Annotated in this window: 10 protein-coding genes; 1 reads left to right on the top strand and 9 read right to left on the bottom strand. The window is 38.9% G+C overall.

Annotated features, from left to right (window positions below):
- Positions 1 to 10: 10 nt before the first annotated feature.
- Positions 11 to 1,399 (bottom strand): MFS transporter, encoded by a 1,389-nt coding sequence (locus G7Y57_RS04565; RefSeq protein WP_165021018.1) that lies wholly within the window; start codon positions 1,397 to 1,399, stop codon positions 11 to 13.
- Positions 1,396 to 2,127: a type 1 glutamine amidotransferase gene (locus G7Y57_RS04570; RefSeq protein ID WP_255491338.1), complete on the bottom strand. Its 732-nt coding sequence runs from the start codon at positions 2,125 to 2,127 to the stop codon at positions 1,396 to 1,398. The genes G7Y57_RS04565 and G7Y57_RS04570 overlap by 4 nt, the downstream gene beginning before the upstream one ends.
- A 299-nt stretch (positions 2,128 to 2,426) precedes the next feature.
- Between G7Y57_RS04570 and G7Y57_RS04575 the strand changes: the two genes are divergently transcribed.
- A complete protein-coding gene (locus G7Y57_RS04575) occupies positions 2,427 to 7,994 on the top strand; it encodes an alpha-2-macroglobulin family protein (protein WP_165021019.1) in 5,568 nt (1,855 codons plus the stop codon).
- A gap of 81 nt (positions 7,995 to 8,075) precedes the next feature.
- On the opposite strand, the gene G7Y57_RS04580 is transcribed toward G7Y57_RS04575, so the two are convergent.
- From G7Y57_RS04580 to G7Y57_RS04610, 7 genes are all read right to left on the bottom strand, one after another.
- Positions 8,076 to 9,302: a TlpA disulfide reductase family protein gene (locus G7Y57_RS04580; RefSeq protein WP_165021020.1), complete on the bottom strand. Its 1,227-nt coding sequence runs from the start codon at positions 9,300 to 9,302 to the stop codon at positions 8,076 to 8,078.
- A 123-nt stretch (positions 9,303 to 9,425) separates the two neighbouring features.
- Complete coding sequence (locus G7Y57_RS04585) at positions 9,426 to 10,970, bottom strand: SusD/RagB family nutrient-binding outer membrane lipoprotein (protein ID WP_165021021.1); 1,545 nt, start codon at positions 10,968 to 10,970, stop codon at positions 9,426 to 9,428.
- Positions 10,971 to 10,990: 20 nt separating this feature from the next.
- Positions 10,991 to 14,197: a SusC/RagA family TonB-linked outer membrane protein gene (locus tag G7Y57_RS04590; RefSeq protein WP_165021022.1), complete on the bottom strand. Its 3,207-nt coding sequence runs from the start codon at positions 14,195 to 14,197 to the stop codon at positions 10,991 to 10,993.
- 164 nt (positions 14,198 to 14,361) lie between these two features.
- Positions 14,362 to 15,141, bottom strand: a complete 780-nt coding sequence (locus G7Y57_RS04595; RefSeq protein WP_165021023.1) for an NUDIX hydrolase — start codon at positions 15,139 to 15,141, stop codon at positions 14,362 to 14,364.
- Between the two features lie 220 nt (positions 15,142 to 15,361).
- Positions 15,362 to 17,722 (bottom strand): glycoside hydrolase family 3 N-terminal domain-containing protein, encoded by a 2,361-nt coding sequence (locus tag G7Y57_RS04600; RefSeq protein ID WP_165021024.1) that lies wholly within the window; start codon positions 17,720 to 17,722, stop codon positions 15,362 to 15,364.
- 100 nt (positions 17,723 to 17,822) lie between these two features.
- Complete coding sequence (locus G7Y57_RS04605; RefSeq protein WP_165021025.1) at positions 17,823 to 19,589, bottom strand: ABC transporter ATP-binding protein; 1,767 nt, start codon at positions 19,587 to 19,589, stop codon at positions 17,823 to 17,825.
- A gap of 3 nt (positions 19,590 to 19,592) precedes the next feature.
- On the bottom strand, positions 19,593 to 21,317 hold the full coding sequence (locus G7Y57_RS04610) for an ABC transporter ATP-binding protein (protein WP_165021026.1): 1,725 nt from the start codon (positions 21,315 to 21,317) through the stop codon (positions 19,593 to 19,595).
- Between the last annotated feature and the right edge of the window lie 35 nt (positions 21,318 to 21,352).

The following is a 21,352-nucleotide window of genomic DNA, read 5'->3' on the forward strand; positions in this document are numbered from 1 at the left end:
TGTACTTACTTTATTCTACCTCTTTTCTTTTTTCCCTAACCAGCGAAGCATAAACCCCGAAAAGGCATAATGCCAGACATATTATAAATGTTATCCGCATACTGCCTATCAATTCGGTATGTACAGCAGGCGTAATTTTCACATTACCTATAAATATAGAAATTGCCATAATAGCAATACCCATACTGAATGCTTGTCCTACAAGACGCATTGTTCCCATTGTTGCCGACGCAAAACCATAATATTCTCGCTCTACCGAACTCATTATGATATTTGTATTGGGTGATGAGAATATGCCAAAGCCCAACCCCAACAATAAGAGTATCGCCCCAATGTAATACAAATTGGTTGTTTCGGAAATGAAACATAAGCCAAACAATCCTAAAGCAATAATAGCCATACCCAATGATGCTAAGAATGTAGCGGACATTTTATCAGACAACCTTCCCGATTTAAGCGACACAACAGCCTGTATTACCGACTGAGTGATAAGTATAAGTCCTGCATCACGCGGAGATAGTCCCCTAACGTATTGCAAATACAAGCTTAACATAAAAGAAATGGCAAAGGTAGCCGAATAATTTATTAATGCCGATAACGACGACAATCTGAATACCCTATTTCCTAAAAAGATCCGGATATTGAATACCGGATATTCTTGTTTCTTCTCATAATGAGAGAAATATAATAATACGATCACGCCTAATCCAATCAATATAAAACCCTGCGTGTGAGGAAGTCTTGAGAATCCGTATATGAGAGATGAAAGACCTGCGACAAAGAGAAGGGAACCAACAAAATCAAATTTTGTCTTAGTCTCTTCTTTCCAATCATCTTTTATTATAACATAACCTCCCAAAGCAACAATAAAGCTAAGGGCCGCCGAAACGAAAAAAATACTATGCCAGTTAAAATATTGCGTTAATATCCCTCCGACAAAAGGACCTGCCGCAAGCGAAAAATAAACGGTTGCAGCAATCACTCCCAATGCTTGCCCTCTTTTCTCGTTAGGGACAGAAGCAGTAAGAATTGCGGTACTTGTACCAAACATCATAGCACTTCCGATTCCTGCCAGAAAACGATATATAATAAGGCTCACACCCGTTGTTGCAAAACCGCTTAATACAGAGAATATAGTAAGTATAGTTACACCAGCCAGAAAAACTTTCCTACGCCCTACCATATCCGCCATTCGAGCGAAAGGTATTTGGAGTATCGCCGTAGACAGCATATACGATGTAGGAACCCACCCCGACATAACAGCACTCAACGATAAATCTTCGTTAATATAGGGCAAAGCTAAGTTCAATGCCGAACCCATAAAGGGAACTAAGGATGCAGCCAGACAGATAATAAATAACAGGGTACCTGTATTTGTTTTCGAAGCGGTATGTGTCATATTTTATCTGTCAGTTTCTCTAATACCGATTTTATCATTTGGTTACATAACGGAATATTATGCGTATTTGTTCGGATGAAATCTTGGGATTGAATATATTTCCCTTCTTCCCAATCATCAGATCCGTTATCCAGCATTTCAATACAACTTGGCTCTGTCACCTCCAAATGAAATTGTAAGCCAAGCACTTTGTCTTTATAGAGAAAAGCCTGATTCGCACACGCTTCACTCGTAGCTAATAGTTTGGCATTTTCGGGCAGATCGAATGTATCACCATGATATTGAAATACTGTCCGAGATTCCTCTCTGCTATCAAACAAATTCTGAGAAGACTGATCTGTAAATGTTACCGGCAACCAGCCTATTTCTTTTTCTTTATTCGGGTAAACTTCTCCACCTAACACGCTTGCCAAAATCTGTGAACCTAAACAAATGCCTAAAACAACTTTTCCAGCATCTATAGTTGAACGAATAAAAGCTTTTTCTTCTTTTAGCCAAGCATATTTATCATCTTCGTATGCCCCCATCGGCCCACCCATTATAATTAACAGATCGAAAGAGTCTGGATTCGGAAATTTATAATCTTCGTACATTCTGGATACAGACAAACTATATCCCTTTTCTATTACATATGTTTCCAAATAACCTAATCCTTCGAAAGCAACATGCTGTATGTAATGTACACGACGGTTCATTTTATCGAATATTTGATGAAAACTATAAGACATTCAAAGATAGCGGTTTTTCGCAACAAGAACAAAGGGTTGATCACAACAATATTATAGTTTATTCACATGGTTCAAAACTATTTACCAACATCATAAAGTACCCAATTCTATAAACATTAGTCAAATAATAAACAGCATACATTATTATAAGCCCTGAAATATTATTTATATTTGTAAATTACTATTAACGCAATGTATTATATTTTTCGCCATACATCTGCATAACAACCTTTTATACATTAAGCTAAAAAGGAATAAATAGTTTTAATAGATTAATACAACAAACAACAATACACAGTATGAGCAAAAAGCTAACCATTTTCAGTCTGTTCAGTATGATACTGCTCCTAATGTGCAGTTCATGTAAGAGGAGTGGCAACCATGAAATCAATCCTGAATTCGCCCGTTATATCGCTGCCTTTTCGTACGGAAAAGTGTCTTCTACCTCCGATATCCAAATTGAGTTGACACAAGATATTCCTAGTGTAGAACTTGACAAGGAAATAGATCAGGAACTATTCGAGTTCTCGCCATCTATAGCCGGAAAGGCATATTGGACAAGCACACGCACTATAAAATTTGTACCTGAACCGGGACAATTGAAACCGGGACAAGAATACGAAGCCTGGTTCAAACTCGATAAGGTATTACAAGTAGAGAGCGACTTTAAAGAATTCTACTTCTACTTTCATGTGCCTGAACAAAATTTCAGAGTAGATATCCTGCCTTATTCTCCGATTAAAGATAATGACCTTAAATGGAATGCTGTGCAAGGAACAGTCACGCTGGCCGATGATGCAAACATAGACAAGGTGAAAAGTATGTTTTCGTTATCGGGCGATGGATCGAAAGAGGCTAAAGTAAAAATTACTCCTACCGAAATAAAAGGTAAATATAATTTATTGATCGATAGTCTTCGCCGCGAAAGCAAAGTGATGGAATACACTTTACATATAGACGGCTCACCTATTTCTGCCAAACGAACCGAAGATTTAGCCATATCGTTGCCCCAAATCGGAGGCAGTACTTTCCAAGTGATCGATGTTCGTACAGCCTACGAACCACAAGAGTGTATCCGCATCACATTCAGTGACCCTTTATCACTCAACCAGAATATTCAAGGCTTAATAAATCCGAATGGCATAGAGAATTTTTCGTACGATATTCAAAAGAATGTTCTGAAACTTTATCTTGAAAATTATAATGGAAGTTCGAGTATCGACCTCCAGATATTTAAGGAATTAAAAAGCTTTGAAAACAAGCCACTCGATAAGAGCTATACATACAGCCTCAACTTTGAGAAAAACAAGCCGGCTGTGAAAATGATTAATGCGGGAAATATACTTCCCAACTCTGAAAATCTCGTTATTCCTTTCCAAGCCGTAAATCTATGGGCTGTCGATGTAAAAGTAATCAAGATATTTGAAAATAATATATTGGGATACTTACAAGCCAATAATTTCGGAGGCAGTGACGAATTGAAGCGCTTTGGCAGACTTATTCTAAAAGAACGTATCCGCCTTGATGCTGACCCGACCAAGAATCTGAGCGAATGGAACGACTTTCCTCTCGATTTATCGAAAATGATAAAACAAGACCCGGGAGCAGTCTATAAAATAGAGTTTAGTATCAGAAAAGAATATTCTCTTTATCCGTGTGATGGCATAATTCCTCAAGTTCCTCAAGATGCTTCATTAGAACGATTCGACAACAAGATGAGCGAAGAAGATGAAGCTCAGTGGGATGTACCGGGTTATTACTATTACGAAAATACCGATTGGGACCAGTATGTATGGAATGAAAGGGAAGACCCTTGCAAACCTACATACTATATGAACAAAACCGAAAGTTGTGTTGTACTTGCTTCAAATATAGGAATGACAGCCAAACTGGGTTCTGACAAGAAATTATTTGTTGCTATCAATGATGTATTAACTACAAAACCACTATCGGGTGTTACTATAGACGTCTACAATTATCAGATGCAACGTATCGGAACAGCTAAGACTGATGGCGACGGGTTCGCTTCCGTTGACTATAAAGGTGGTGTTCCATTTGTCGTAATAGCTACAAAAGGTAAAGAAAAAGGATACCTAAAAGTCAGTTCTAACTTATCATTATCGCTTAGCAACTTCGATGTCAGTGGTAAAGAGATACAAAAAGGATTGAAAGGCTACATCTACGGCGAACGTGGCGTTTGGCGTCCGGGCGATTCAATTTATATTACATTTATTCTTGAGGATAAGAGTCAGACCTTACCAAAAGACCATCCTGTATCTCTTGAATTTTATACCCCTCGCGGACAGCTTTATCAGCGTTACATGTCTACTTCGGGCAAGGACGGATTCTATGCCTTCCGCATGGCCACCGACCCCGATGCTATAACAGGAAACTGGCAGGCTCTGATAAAAGTAGGAGGTGCGACATTCAGTAAGAGAATAAAGGTCGAAACAGTAAAACCCAACCGTTTGAAAATAAGACTCGATGCGGGCAAAATGATAGATGCAAGCCATGGCATACTCACAGGATCATTATCGTCCCAATGGCTGCACGGCTCTCCTGCTTCTAACCTTGCTGCAAAAGTAGAAATGACACTTACTCCTGCTGCAAATCCATTTGAAGGATATACAAAATATTCGTTCAACAATCCGGCTACTAATTTCACATCAGATACATATACTATATTCGAAGGGCGTCTGGATGCCTCGGGTAACGCTACGGTAAGAGCTAATTTACCGCAAGCAGCCAGTGCGCCGGGTATGCTGAAAGCGAATATCGTATCACGCGTATTCGAATCGGGTGGTGATGCCAGTATCTATGCGCAAAGTATGCCATATTCTCCATTTTCGACATATGTAGGAGTAAAAACGCCTGCTGAAAGCGAGTATGAATGGTTGGAAACCGATAAAGATAATGCCCTTGATATTATAACGCTTACTGCTGATGGTAAACCTGTAAACCGTTCCAACATTAATGTGAAGGTTTATAAGGTACGTTGGTCGTGGTGGTGGAACGAGAATAGCGACAATCTATCGTCTTATGTAAATAACACATCGACCGAAGTTGTACTGGATCAGAATATTTCAACAGTGGGTGGAAAAGCGAAAGTCAACTTCCGAATAAATTATCCTGAATGGGGACGTTACCTCGTGATGGTAAAAGACGAGCAAAGCGGACATACTGCGGGTAGAATTCTATACGTAGACTGGCCATCGTGGAGAGGTCGCTCCGAGAAACAAGACCCAAGCGGATTAACTATGCTTTCGTTCACAACCGATAAACAAACATATCAGGTAGGTGAAAAAGCGACTGTCATATTACCGAAGAGTTCGAAAGGCAGGGCTTTAATAAGTATTGAAAACGGATCGAAAGTTATATCTCGCGAATGGGTAGAAACCAGTGCAGCGGAAGATACCAAACACACCTTTACGGTAACGGAAGAAATGAATCCGAACTTCTATATCTTCGCTACGCTACTACAACCGCATGCTCAAACAGATAATGATCTGCCTATACGTATGTATGGAGTGCTAAATATCAGTGTAGAGAATAAAGACACAGAATTAACTCCGGTTATTTCTATGCCTGACGAATTGCGCCCTGAAAAAGAATTCACGGTTTCAGTATCCGAAAAGAATAAAAAGGATATGACCTATACGCTGGCTATTGTAGATGACGGTTTACTTGACCTCACTGCATTCAAAACGCCAAATGCATGGTCTGATTTCTATGCACGTCAAGCACTGGGTGTCCGCACTTGGGATATGTACGACCTTGTTGTTGGTGCTAACGCGGGTAAACTCGGACCACTATTGAGTATTGGTGGCGATGAGGCTCTAAAACCATCGAATAATACAATGAACCGCTTCAAACCTGTGGTTAAATACATGGGACCATTTACACTGAAAGGAGGCAAAACCGACACTCATAAAATTACCCTGCCATCTTACTTTGGCTCGGTACGTACAATGATCGTAGCAGGGAATGCAAAGGGAGCTTATGGTAATGCCGAAAAAACGGTACAGGTGAAAAATCCTTTAATGATATTATCTACACTTCCACGTGTTGCAGGTCCTGATGAAGAAATATTAGTTCCCGTAAATGTATTTGCGATGGATAAAAAAGTGAAGAGTGTAACTGTTACTGTTCAGTCAACAGGGCTATTCCAATTCATTGATGGAACGACCAAAACAGTTTCATTCTCCGATGTCGGAGATAAGATGGTTTACTTCAAAGTGAAAGTAGCCAAACGCACTGGACAAGAAAAAGTTATCATCAAGGCAACAGGTGGTGGAGAAACCGCAACCGAGACTATCGATATAGAGGTACGTAATCCGAACCCTGCCATTTTGTTAAGTGAACAAGCTCTTGTATCGGCAGGTGATACTGCTCAATTGAAACTGACGCTCGATGCGGTACAAAGCAGCGATTGGGTAAAATTAGAGGTTTCGCGTATGCCGGGAATCAACCTGAACAAGAATCTGTCTTACCTGCTTGAATATCCTCATGGATGTACCGAACAAGTAACATCTAAGGCATTCCCTCTATTGTATGTTGCAACCTTCCGCCAGTTTACAGATAAGGAAAAAGAAAAGATTGATTCTAACATAAAAGAGGCTATAAAGATTATTTCATCCCGACAATTAGGCGATGGTGGTATTGCTTACTGGCCGGGCAATCGTTATCCTACCGAATGGGTTACAAGTTATGCCGGACATTTCCTTATAGAAGCTCAACGTGCGGGTCGTGATGTTCCGAACTCAGTGATTGATAAGTGGAAGAAATTCCAGAAGAAAACCGCTCAAAACTGGGATAGAAAGGATATATACAATTCGTATTACGATTATTCGATGACCGATCTGCAACAAGCATATCGTCTCTATACGCTTGCCTTAGCAGGAGATCCTGAATTGGGAGCAATGAATCGCTTAAAAGAAATGAGTGGTTTATCTATACAAGCCCGTTGGCGATTGGCTGCCGCCTATGCTGTGGCAGGCAAGAAAGATGCTGCTAACCAATTAATATCGAATGTAAGTGATGAGATTGAGAATTATTCGTTCAATAATAATACATATGGTAGCCCCGGTCGTGACATGGCTATGATTATGGAAACATATCTATTATTGGATAAGACAGATAAAGCCTTGAAGCTATCTCGTAAGGTATCGCAAGATTTGAGTGCAAATTATATTTCTACTCAAACAGCTTCTTACGGATTGATCGCCATGTCTAAACTGGCCGAAAAAATGGGTAAGGGTGTTATTTCTTACGAATGGCATCTGAACGGTGTGAAACAACAAAGTGGTAACTCGGGTAGTGTATTCCAAGAAATTACAATCAAACCACAAGAGATGGTTAATGTTAACTTCAAGAACACAGGACAAGGAGAACTGTTTGTTCGTCTGCTTGGTAGAACTCAGCCGTTAGGTGGCAACATTCCTCCTCAACAAGGCGGCGTTAATCTGTATGTAAAATATGTGGATGATAATGGTAAAGAGATCGATGTAACATCGCTTCGTCAAGGAACAGAATTCTATGCCAATGTGATTGTTCAAAACATATCGGGACAAGCTCTTACCGATATGGCGTTGAGTCAGGTATTCGCTTCGGGATGGGAGATATTTAATAATAGACTATTTAATGAAGCTGCTGACTCGAATTCTCAATCATTCAATTATCAGGATATACGTGATGATAGAGTACTGACCTATTTCAATATCGGATCGGGTTATTCAATGGGATTCAAGGTGAAATTGCAAGCAGCTTACTGCGGACGATTTTATCTGCCGGCAGTCACTTGCGAGGCAATGTACAACCCCGATGAGCAAAGCAGAAGCACCGGACAATGGGTTGAGGTGAAACAATAATAGTTATACTATATATACAATTAGTCCCGAAATATACTGTGTAGAGCAGATATATTTCGGGACTAACTATATTATGATAGATTACTCAGCAAGCAAATCGTCAACAATTTTGTTGAAATCTTTCTTGAATTCATCGTAAAACAACCCTGTTGCAGGACCATTAAATCCTGTATGTATTTTACGAACAACACCTTTTTTATCAATAAAGATAGTTGTGGGATAACTTGCTATCTTACTAAGTGCCGGCAATGCTTTTTCAGCAGAATCATTACCTAATTTGCCTGCAAATAAGATTTCATAATCAACATCATATCGTTTCACAAGGCGGGACAAGACCGTTTCCACATATTCGGGATCATCTTTGCGCTCGAAAGCCAGCCCTATAATTTCGACACCTCTTTCCTTGTTCTCTTTATACCACGGTGCAAGATATTCCATTTCGTCTAAACAGTTGGGGCACCAGCTACCTAGAATAGAAACAATAACTACTTTCCCTTTATAACGAGGATCAGACAAAGACACCTTTTCTCCCTCTATATTCGGAAATGTGAAATCGATGCGGTCGTATCCTTTTTTTAGGTAAGTCAAACTATAAGGGTCGGCTAATGTGGCTTCTGAATTACGTTTTCCTATCAACTTGGTCACTCCTCTTGTAGTATAAAACTCACCGGTAAATGCGTCATTACCTTCAAACTTTGCTTTGATCAGATAAGGACTCAATCCGGCAAATGCAGAGAACTGGAATCCGTCATTCGTTAACGCACCTTCAAGATAACGTAAATCTCCCGAGTTCGTCAAAATAGATCCTGTAAGGATATCTTTTTCCTGACTGAATACACCGACATTCTTAGTCGTATCGCCTTCTTGGTTCACAAAGTTAATATCCCATTTACCTGCTAAAGACACGGGAGAAGGAGCCGAAGCAACTTCAAAGCGTGGAGCATCACCCCATATTGCAGTGAAAGGAACACCGGGATCATTCTCTACATATAATTTTTTAAAGAAGCCATCTATTTTACCATCGGATACAACGCCGACAAGTTGTGTATCATACGCCTTAATAGGAATAGTCACTGTATCTCCCGAATATGTAATACTATCTAAAGCGACACGTTCTGCACCATTGATCAGATATACTTTTACCGAATCTGTTTCAGCACTTGCAACATCGAGAATAAAAGGGATTTTTTGATCGGAAGCCGAAAACTCTCCGCGCCATTTACCATTTTTCAGCTTATTGTTTTTTTGTCCGTCACATGACACAAAAATGAGCAGTGCTGCGACAATAATAAATAAATACTTTTTCATGTTTCTTTTTATTTCAGTTTTATACAAATCTACGAACAAAAGTCATAACAAGTTATCCTTTGCTTAAGTATAGCAAGAATAAAATGTTATGACTAAAATATAGCACCGACTATATTATTCTACTTATTTCCTAAATACCCACAATGTTGTTTCTATCCTGTCATTTCCTTGATCAGCAATAGCTTGTTGATAGTTAGCTTTATTTACATTCTGTTCTTTAATAGGATAATAAAGGCGACTTGGCACACCTCCGTCTCCAAATAGCGGACTAAAAATGTAAGTTACCTCTACATCTCCTATTTTTCCTTGAAAATTCACATCACCTTTGTTCAAAAGGAAGTTAGGATAGCCTGTACGGCGATAATCGCTCCATGCCTCTAACCCTTGTGTGTATAATGCAATATATTTCTGATTCAACACATTCTCTTGGTTTGCGACAGGAAGTGCAGCTATATAAGTAGCCGCATCAGCTGCCGAGACACCCCATTTATCGAGTGATGCCTGAACACCTGCTTCATATTCGGGCTTTGACCAGCCTTTATATTCGGAAATCAAGAATTGAACTTCTGAATATTCCAACAATACTTCTGCGTAGTTTGCCGCATTAATTACCGCACCGGGCAAGCTAACATTAGTAGCCGCAAATTTACCCGCTTCCGCTTCGGTCAATCCATAAGGAAGTCCTGTATACTCTTTTGTTGCAGACGATGCTGATGCATATATTGGTAAACGAGGATCGACAATGGGCAATGCAGAATTCTCACCTTTCAATAATCTCATAAATACGTCAGACACCGCAAAATCTGTTCTATTGACAGGTATAGTTGCTCTATACAGTGGAGCCTCGTTAGGCGATGCTGTGGAGTAAGCAAATACTGCATTGTCCGAATTACCGGTGAAAACTCCTTTGTTTATAGCATCGTCGAAATGCTCTTTATATAATGCAGGATTCTTAGCTTTCAGGCGCGTTGCTAAGCGTAAGCGAAGTGAATTTGCAAATTTCGCCCATTTATCATTGCTTCCTTTGTAAATAATATCCGCCGCACCAAAAGTTTTTTCAGTGTTGTATCTTAAAAGAGTATCGCCCGCAGCTTTCAGTTCGTTCAGCATATCTGTATATATTTTTTCTTGCGAAGCATACTTGGGAGTAATATTATCGGGATCTTGTTGCAATGCTTGAAAATCAGGATCATTGCTTCCGTACGACTGATAGGGGATATTACCGAAGACATCTGTTAACGAATAGAATGCATACGTTTTCAAGATACGGCTAATAGCAATCTGAGTAGTATTACGCCCCACTCCATTAGCTGCAGCTACATCTCTCGTGTCGGGATTTGTGTTCAGTTTTATAACATCCTGAAGATTATTCAGAACCGAATATGTGTCTTGCCAGTAATCATCAGAATAGCTGAACGGTATATCGTACCGAGACTGAGAGGTATATGAATTTTGAGCAAAATATTGAACAAAAAGCATCGAACCTCTTAACGAAATATTTTCGTTGCGGATATTATCGATTAATAATTTCTCTGACGATGTAATCAAAGTTGTTGTCGGCACCGAAGACGGGCGGTTGGGGTCTACGTTCATATCATCTACACACGAAGTAGATATCAGTAGAGAAATAATAGCGGCCCCAATTATATATTTATTATTTAGTTTCATATCAAATGCTTTTACTTGTTTTAAAATTTAAGACCTAAATTGAGACCATAGGTAATAGGAACGGGGATATTACCACCCTCTACGCCTTGTATATTACCACTACTGTTGGTCAGTTCGGGATCTATATCTTTACTCTTGGTATAAATATTCCACAGGTTACGGGCATAAGCGGTCACCGAAACACTTTGTATTTTATATTTAGGAAGATTGAAAGTATAGCCTAGTGTCAATTCTCTTAGCTTGATGAATGTTGCATCAAAAACAGTATGCGCCGTAGGCCCATTATATTGATTACGAGCCCAATCTTGTGCACTAACATTCTTATCATTAGGCGAAGTATTAGTAACTGTATATGTTCCATTAGGATTGAATGCGACATCCCCTCTTACTCCATCTACAACAATACCTGTTTCGCGAATATTATTAGCAGCTGTAGATTCTAATATACCCGAGTACATCCCCACTTTATACGTTTGTGAAAAGAAGTTGCCACCGATGCGTGAATCGACAAGGAAACCAAATGTAAAATCTTTATAGCGGAATTGATTATGGATACTCCATAAGAAATCGGGCATAACACTACCTAGGGGTACTAATTGTTCTGTACGCATATATACTCCATCACTATTTACGACTTTTTGCCCGTCCGGTGCATATACAAAATCATAACCCATTATTTGTCCGTAACTATCACCTTCTTTAGCCACTAAAGAAACAAGTGTATTGTCTAGCTGCAATGTATTAACAGCATCAGATAGTTTTATAATTTTATTCGTATTCTTTGAAAAATTGACTACTGATGTCCAGTCCAAATCTTTTTGTCTGATAATATTGGCAGTAAGTGTAACCTCGATACCTTTATTATTTATCTTACCCGCATTTATCAGCTTACTACTATAACCGAAAGCATCCGATGTAGGCAACGAGATAATCTGGTTACGGCTCATATTATCATAATAAGTAAAATCGAGTCCAATCAGATTATTAAAGAGTTGTAATTCGAAACCAGTTTCCCACGAAGATGTTATCTCCGGTTTCAGGTTCAGATTGTTTAGCTGATCAGGTAAGACGTAAGCCGCATTTCCATTAACGGCAGTCATTGCTTTGTAGGTTTTATACAATTGATAAGGATCGGTATCATTACCTACTTGTGCCCAACCTAAACGAACTTTAGCGAATGACAACCAGCTTTGATTTTTCAATGCAGCAAGCTCGCTCAATACAATAGAAGACGTAAGTGATGGATAAAGGAATGAATTATTATCAGTTGGCAAAGTAGACGACCAGTCGTTACGTAACGTACCATCAACATAAATCATACTTTTCCAGCCATAAGAGAAGCTTCCGTAAATAGACGATATTGCTTTCTTATACAATCCTGTTGTCGGATTTATAACAACAGATGTAGCATTTTTCAAACTATAAAACTGTGGAACGATCAAGCCGCCAGATGTTTGAATATCACTTATCCTTCTATTACGTCTCATATAGTTTGCTCCGACATTGGTAACTAAGGAGTGTTCGCCCCAACGGTTGTTAGCCGTTGCAAGGAATTCATAGTTGAACTCGCTGAAGTTCTGAGAATATTCCTGATACATCGATTGCGAGCGGGAATAATAAGCAATACGGTCTTGAGAATTGTATTGGTAAATGTCACCATTAACACGCCCCAAAAGATTCAACCATGAAACCGGAGTTATCGTAAGACCCACATTTCCATAAACACGATCTCTGTTTTCTTTCAAATAACTTTCGTAAGCCGACCAATAAGGATTATCAATATATTTTGTTTTCTCTCCTGCAGGTGTATTTTCCCAGCTTGTTCTGTTCCATGGACGAGGAGTACCATCGGCTCTTTTATAGTCTCTCAGTTTTTCATAATCTACCTGCACTTGTCCCCATTGATATGCTTCGAGAATTATATTACGGTTCGAAGCACCTGTCCAGGGACGTCCTGTGGTCTTATTATTAATATAGTTTACGTTACCAAAGAATGATACTACTGTACCTTTAGTACTTCCTGACAGGTTCACAGAGTTACGGCTTAACGATGAATTGGGAACTGTACCCGTCACATTTCTATTTGTAACAGAAACACGGAACGTACCTTTTGCCGAAGTCTTAGACAACGATATATTATTTGTATTCGATATACCTGTTCTGAAGAAACTTGTTACATCGTTCTCGGGATATACCCATGGTTGAGGATTTAAGAAGTCACCGGCAAATTCAGGATCAAGATTATACCAATGAAGCACAGGAGTTCCATCTAATCTCGGTCCCCAGCTTTCATCTGCTGCATAATCAACTATTTTATAATCTTTACCATTTATGTTAGCGGTCTCGAATGTTGAATTATAGCCACCGCCATATAATTTTTGACGTTTGGGTAAGCGCACTACATTTTCTAATTCTATACCTGTATTTACCTGTATATCTATGCGATCGTTTACACCATCACCCTTTTTAGTTGTAATAAGTATTACCCCATTTGCGGCACGGCTACCATATAACGCGGCGGCCGAAGGACCTTTAAGAACACTAATATCTGCAATATCATCAGGGTTGATATCCTGAATAGTATTACCCACATCCTTACCTGCACTACCACCAATGGTAAGTGCTGTGTTCATATCGGTATTGTCTAATGGAATACCATCGATAACATATAGGGGTTGATTATTTCCTGTAATAGATGTAATACCACGGAGTGTAAGACGGGATGATCCACCCATATTACCACCACTGGAGATAACCTGTAGACCCGATATTCTACCAGACAACGCACTTAATGCATTTGCCGGACGGGTTTCTAATACCTGTCCCGGAACAGCTTGTACTGAATAGCCCAATGCTTTCCGTTCTCTTGGTATATTTAAGGAAGTTACCACAATCTCATTCAATTCGGTAGTAGCTTCTTCTAAAGTTACATTAATTGCTTTATTTGATAAAACTTGTACTTCATCGGTTTTGAATCCGATAAAGGAGAATACTAAATAATCATTCTTTTTTGCTGATATTGAGTAGTTACCATCAGCATCTGTCATTGTACCTACATTGGGCGTACCTTTTGGATATACTGTAACACCCGATAATTCTATACCTGCAACATCTGTTACTTTTCCTTTTATTGTGAACACTTCGCCTGTCTGCGAATGGGCTAATACGGCGAAAATATTAACCAGCAGTAATAAATAAACTTTTCTAAATTTTAGTCGGTGGTGCATAATACTATAATTAAACTTAATTACTATGAAAAAATATTTACAAAGTAACAAGTATAGCATATGCTATGAAATCCCTCTTATACGGTATTTTCATACCATAGATATGGTATATACATAAATGAAAAGATGATTATGTCAGTAATTATCCGTAAAAAGCAACGTTATTAATCGAAAAGAGCATTTTCACTATCTTTTGCGTGCTCGTATTTTTCTTTATTGAAAGAGAAAAGTGTAGCGGACTTTATACCCCATTTTTTGCTTGTTTCATCCAGCTTATTTATTAGACCAGTGGAAAGCATCTTACGTTGAAAATTTCGTCTATCGAGCTTTTTATTAAATATGGTTTCATAAATAATACGAAGTTCTGTCATTGCAAATTTTTCAGGAAGTAGCTCGTAGCCAATCGGTATATTTCCAATTTGGGAACGTATAGTCAATATTGCTTTTTCTATAATTTTATTATGGTCTGAATATAGTTGCGGAATTTCGTCAATATGATGCCATCTTAAATCTTCGCCATCAGCAGTATAGACTTCAACTTTAGAGTATTCGACAAAAGCATAATATCCGACACTCACAAATCGGTTGAGGAACCAATGGTGTTCAGGCTTTTCGGATCCCATGTCAATTTGATTGAGTATCTTTTCGTTTTCTTGAATATTGGTTCGGTTGTGATTTCCAAATAGGTGGAACTGTTCCAAATAAACTTTATCTAGTCCGGTTCTGCTTTTCAATATGCGGTATGCTGCATCATCGACATCTTCCTTCTTGTATACAAATCCTCCGGGAAGCATCCATGTACCGTGGAACTTGAATTTGTTCAGTAAAATTTTTAATGTTCCTTCATGGAAACCAAAGATAACACAATCAACCGAAACACTGGGGAGAAGGTCTTCTACCCCTGTTTGTAAGAAATCACGAGTATCAAAATCTTTCGTTTTCATCTTTATTAAATTTGTATTCAAAAGTATGCAAGAGATGTATAACTTCCTTGCGATTAAGATTAATTAACACATAGTTTATTGTTCACTGAAATATAAGATTTTTCATTTACCGGAGAGCCTATCACCCCTTATTGAGACTGAGATACAGGCATCTCATTAGTAAATAGAAAGTACCTTTATTCGAAAGGCACTTTTTACTATTTCAGAGTTAATAATTCGATTATTTATTGACAATTTCAAAACGATCTTTTAATCGAATATCTTTAGATGAAGCACCAATTCTAATTTCAAAAAAACCAGGCTCTACAACAAACTCGTTGTGCTTATTCCATAAGCCCAAATCTTGCGGAGTTAATGTATAGCTAACTTCTTTTGTTTCTCCCGGTTTAAGGTGAATGCGATCGAAACCTCTCAATACCTGAGTATATGTAGTAACACTGCTTACTTCGTCATTCAAATATAGTTGAACCACTTCGTCACCAGCTAGTTTACCAGTGTTAGTTACTTTAAATGAAACTTCTACATTTGACAGAAGACCCATATTAGTCGGTGCTATTCTCAAATCTGAATATTCAAATGTTGTATAGGAAAGTCCATATCCAAAAGGATATAACGCACCTGATACGCGAACAGGACCATCTGTAGCAGATCCCGGCTTGAAAGGAAAAGCAAAAGGAATCTGTCCTACCGATTTGGGATAAGTAACAGCTAATTTTCCTCCCGGATTATAGTCTCCAAATAATACTTCACCGATTGCAGTTCCTGTAAACTCACCGGGAAAGGATGCCTGTATAATACCCGGGATAAATTTATCTGCCCAGTTGATTGATACAGCTCGCCCGTCTATCAGAACGAGAATAACTGGCTTACCGGTTTCATATACAGCTTTCAACAAATCGAATTGGCGTCCCGGTAAATCGAGATTAGAACGGGAATAGTATTCTCTTACTGTTTTTTCCGATCCGCCTAATACAACAATAGCAACCTCAGATTCCTGTGCTGCTTTCACTGCTTTGTTTATCATTTCCTGCTCATCGGCAGATAAAGGGAAAGGAATTACTTCACTTTCAGGGAAATTCTTGTCTAAGATATCACAACCCTTCTCATATATTATCTCTGTATTAGGCAATAGCGTTTGTAATCCTTCCTTCACTGTAACAATAGGAGGGTTTGCAGGACCATAACGGCATACGAAATCTTTGTGTTCATCGGAATTAGGACCGATTAAAGCAATTCTCTTGATATTTTTGTCAAGCGGCAAAATATTATCTTGATTCTTCAACAACACGACTGACTGTCGGGCAGCATCAAGCGATATTTTCTTATGTTCGGGATTAGCCACAATCTTGTCAGCTTCTTTTCCATTGCCTACGTATGGATTATCGAATAAGCCGAGCATAAATTTCACTCTGAGTATATCTTTTACTCTTGAGTCGATTGTGCTCATAGATACCTTACCTTGCTTTATAGCTTCGCGTAAAGGAAGGATGAAATCTTCGGGAGGTGTGAAGTTCGTTCTTATATTTAATCCTGCATTGACTGTTTCTGCCGCCGCATCGACAGCATCTTTAGAAACCTTATGCTTGCTATACAAATATTCTACCGCCTCGCTATCTGAAACGACATACCCTTTGAATCCCCATTCCTGACGAAGTATTTCAGTCAGGAAATGACGATTGCCTGTAATTGGTATACCATCATAATCGTTATAAGAGCTCATCACACCCAATGCACCCGCTTCTTGAAAGGCAACACGGAAAGGTTCCAGAAAGAGTGTTCTCATTTCCCTTGGCGCCACATGGGGGTCTGTGCGGGTTTCCTCATCTCTTCCACCAACAGGAATACTATATACTGCAAAATGTTTGGGCGTAGATACAAGTCCTTGCTTTTGAAGACCGCGTATCATCCTTTTGCCCAACTGACTAACCAGATAAGGATCTTCTCCATAGCATTCTACAACTCTACCCCAACGAGGATCTTGTGCAATATCCAATATAGGTGAGTATATATTTGTGTAACCCAATGCTTTTGCTTCGACAGCTGTTACTTCGGCTATCTGGCTGATAAGTTCTTTATTCCATGTTGCTCCTTGTCCACTTTGCGCAGGAAAGAGTGTTGCCTGATAGTGACACAATCCGCGAATACCCTCATTCGTAAAATCAACAGGTACACCCAGACGGGTCTCTTCTACAAACCATTTCTGAACCTTGTGCTTAGCATCTACATGGACAGAGAAAGGAAAAGCAAACCGAGCTTTGAAACTTCCCAATCCGTTATGCTGCTCATCTATATTACCAATACCGTCTTTCCAAATCTCATTCTTCCACTTGGGGGTTGGCAAAGAATCTTTCAGTACACGCCCCGAACCGTAAAGAGTAGCCATTTGAGCGGTCTTCTCATCGGTGCTCATTTGCTTCAACAGATCGTCTATACGAGCATCTATATGGGCTGTTGGATCCTCGTAAATATCCATCTTCCCGTTTTTATTAAAATCGATCCAACCTTTTTTATAAATGGTTTTCGATTGAGATAATGCAAGGTTAGAGCATAGAACAGCAATTGAAAGGAATAAGATTTTCATAATTGGTGTTTTTCGGTATTCTTGAAAACTTTTATCAATTTCAAAAATACGAAAAACAAAGAACAGACCGAAATAAATTTTGAGAGATAAATCTATTTCTTCATTTAAATTGCTCCTGATACAGTGAGTAATATTTCCCCCTCATTTTTAGGAGTTCTTCATGACTACCCTGTTCAACAATTTGTCCGTGATCGAGAACCAATATTTTATCTGCATTTTTCACCGTAGATAGCCTATGTGCTATAACGAAGCTGGTTCGGCCTTTCATTAATTGATCAAGACCTTTCTGAATCAATATTTCACTGCGGGTATCAATATTACTGGTAGCCTCGTCGAGCAATAAAATAGATGGATTGGCGACTGCTGCTCTGGCAATATTGAGCAACTGACGTTGCCCCTGACTCAAGTTAGCTCCATCATTTTCAAGTAAAGTATCATAACCTTTAGGTAATCTTTTGATAAAAGAATGCGCTGCTGTCAGTTTTGCTGCCTCTACAACTTCTTCGTCAGTTGCATCAAGTCTGCCAAAACGAATATTCTCGCAAACTGTCCCTGTGAAAAGATGTGTATCTTGCAAAACAATCGCCATAGACCGACGAAGGCTTTCTCGCTTTATTTTTTGAATAGGATGACCATCGATTGTAATTTCCCCTGATTTTATATCAAAGAATCGTGGAAGCATATTCAGTATTGTTGTTTTGCCTGCACCCGTAGCACCGACTAATGCTATTTTGCTGCCCGGAGAAGCGTGTATCGAAACTCCTTTCAGAATTAGCTTATCAGTTTTGTATCCGAAATAAACATCTTTCATAACCACCTCACCCTTAATATCGTGAAGGGCAATTGCATCTGTATCGTCTATACTCTCCGGCGATTCATCTATAACCTGAAAAATACGCTCAGCTCCTGCAATGGCAGCTTGTATACTATTATAAAGACTAGCTAGTTCATTTATAGGACGTCCAAATTGACGTGAGTATTGTAAGAATGCTGCCAGACCACCCACATCGAATCCCCTGAATATAGCAAGCAGTGCTCCGGCAATTGTAATTATTACAAAATTGAGGGTATTGAGATTCTGCATTACGGGCATCATCATTCCCGAATAAAACTGGGCTTTCTCAGACTTTTCATTTAAGGCTTGGTTCAGTTTATCAAAATCAGCTTCTATTTTCTTTTCGTGTCCGAATACTTTTACAACCTTCTGTCCGCTAATCATTTCCTCTATGTAACCATTCACATCGCCCAATGTTTCCTGCTGTGCTTTGAAATATTTACTACTCCGTTTCACAATCAGTTTGGCACTCAGGAACATCAGTGGAACTGTAATCATAGCAACTAAAGTGAGGATAGGACTGATATAAAGCATCAGGCATAGGATACCAATAAGGGTTAATGCACTTGATAACATATCTGATAAGCTGTCGGTCAACGCATCACTTATCCGATCAATGTCATTTGTATATCGGCTCATTAAATCGCCATGTTGATTTCTATCGAAATATTTTATGGGAAGTTTTTCCATTTTGTTGAACAGGTCAACTCTCATACGCGTCACTGTCCGTTGCCCTATTTTGTTTAGCAGGCGGTATTGAATATAGACAGCTACAACACCAACTAAGTAGACGACAACGAGTACAAGAAGAATCTTAGTGAGTCCTTCAAAATCGCGCGGAATTATATAATCGTTGATAATAGGACGGAGCATATAGGAACCTAAAAGATTCGAAATAATGCTTACTATTATCAAAAAACCAATAACAAATAACAGGCTTTTGTCGCAAGACAGATACGACATCAGGCGGAAAAGAGTTTTTCGTGCATGTATCGGTTTTTCGTGTTGCTTAAGATGGCTGGAATGTCCCATATATCAAAAAGCGATTTGTTGTGAATAATATATTTCCTGATACACTTTCGATTTCTCTATCAATTCGGATGGAGTACCTATTGCATCTATTTCGCCGTCTTCGAGAACTATTACTTTATCCGCCGACTGCATCGTATTAATCCGCTGTGTGATAATAAAAACAGTAGTATCGTGAAGCAGTGCATCCAGATTGGCTCGTATTTTTTGCTCTGTATCCGAATCTACGGCACTGGTACTATCATCAAGAATCAATATTTTGGGCTTTCGGAGTAAAGCACGCGCAATACAAATACGCTGTTTCTGCCCTCCCGATACATTAATGCCACCACGACCAAGTAATGTTTCATATCCGTCGGTAAAAGACATTATAAAATCGTGCGCCTGAGCAGCTTTCGCAGCTTCTTCAATTTCTTCGTTCGTGGCATCAGGTTTTCCCCATCTCAGATTATCGATAATAGTTCCTGTAAACAATTCATTGTTTTGAAGCACCATCCCGATTTGGGAATGCAATTCATCCAGACTATAATCTTTGACATTTATTCCATCTATTAACACTTCGCCCGAAGCAACATCATACAATCGGGGTATCAGTTGAAGCATCGAACTTTTAGCCGAACCCGTCGCACCAACTACGGCTATAGTCTCACCTTGTTTGGCGTGAAAACTTATGTCTTTCAGAACATCATTTTCACCACCATCGTATCTGAAAAAGACATTGCGAAAAACAACACTTCCTTCATTTATCTTATGTTTATCTAATAACCCTTCTGCCGTATCTTTCAGTGATGGCTCGGTATCTAAAACCTCAATAATACGTTCAGATGATGCCGATGCCCTCGAAAAAGACATCATGATCATAGAAAGCAACATCAACGAAATCAGTATTTGCGACAAATAATTGACAAAAGCAATAAGTTGCCCTACTTCCAATTCGCCTGAAATAACTTTTTGCCCCCCGAACCATAGAATAGCCGTTACAGATATATTCATTATCAGCTGCATAGCAGGAAATATTGTAACTACTATGTTAGATGCTCTGATTACCATATCGCGTAAGTCTTCGCTACTATTTACAAATTTATTAGCTTCGAAATCTTCTCTTACAAATGATTTCACAACCCGTATATTTATGAGATTTTCCCTCACAACACCGTTCAAACGATCGACTTTTTGCTGCACTTTAATAAAAAACGGAAACGCTTTTTTAAGTATTATATATACAGCCAAAGACAATATCGGGATGGCTGCAACCAAAATCATTGCTAAATCGGAATTGATTCTAACAACAAAGAAAACGGCCAATACCATCATCAATGGCGAACGTAAAAGTATACGCATAGCCATTTGTATTACCTGCTGAATTTTCGATATATCGTTCGTCAAGCGGGTGATTAATGATGCTGAACTAAAGCGGTCTATATCGAAAAAGGAGAGTTGCTGTATCTTATTAAATAAGAGAGTCCGCAGATCGGTACCGAAACCGATTGCTGTTCGGGAAGAAATAAATACATTAATAATACTCACAACAAGACCAGCTATCGAGATTAATATCATGTAAAGACCGGTAGTTGTAACAACCGACAAGTCGCCAACCATTACACCTTGATCTATAATTTTTGCCATGAATAAAGGCTGAATAGTCTCGCACAATACAAAAATTAATACCAGAAAGGGGCTAATAATAAGATTTACTTTGTATTTTTTTAATATCTGCCAATATTTCTTCATATTGCTAATAAATTCAACATTCGTAAGCGAACTAC

Origin of the sequence: Dysgonomonas sp. ZJ279 (assembly GCF_011039205.1) — a bacterium.
Classification (GTDB): domain Bacteria; phylum Bacteroidota; class Bacteroidia; order Bacteroidales; family Dysgonomonadaceae; genus Dysgonomonas.

Coding starts and splice junctions, on each gene's coding strand:
- G7Y57_RS04565 (WP_165021018.1), bottom strand. CDS start 1,399: ATGACACATACCGCTTCGAAAACAAATACAGGTACCCTGTTATTTATT.
- G7Y57_RS04570 (WP_255491338.1), bottom strand. CDS start 2,127: ATGTCTTATAGTTTTCATCAAATATTCGATAAAATGAACCGTCGTGTA.
- G7Y57_RS04575 (WP_165021019.1), top strand. CDS start 2,427: ATGAGCAAAAAGCTAACCATTTTCAGTCTGTTCAGTATGATACTGCTC.
- G7Y57_RS04580 (WP_165021020.1), bottom strand. CDS start 9,302: ATGAAAAAGTATTTATTTATTATTGTCGCAGCACTGCTCATTTTTGTG.
- G7Y57_RS04585 (WP_165021021.1), bottom strand. CDS start 10,970: ATGAAACTAAATAATAAATATATAATTGGGGCCGCTATTATTTCTCTA.
- G7Y57_RS04590 (WP_165021022.1), bottom strand. CDS start 14,197: ATGCACCACCGACTAAAATTTAGAAAAGTTTATTTATTACTGCTGGTT.
- G7Y57_RS04595 (WP_165021023.1), bottom strand. CDS start 15,141: ATGAAAACGAAAGATTTTGATACTCGTGATTTCTTACAAACAGGGGTA.
- G7Y57_RS04600 (WP_165021024.1), bottom strand. CDS start 17,722: ATGAAAATCTTATTCCTTTCAATTGCTGTTCTATGCTCTAACCTTGCA.
- G7Y57_RS04605 (WP_165021025.1), bottom strand. CDS start 19,589: ATGGGACATTCCAGCCATCTTAAGCAACACGAAAAACCGATACATGCA.
- G7Y57_RS04610 (WP_165021026.1), bottom strand. CDS start 21,317: ATGAAGAAATATTGGCAGATATTAAAAAAATACAAAGTAAATCTTATT.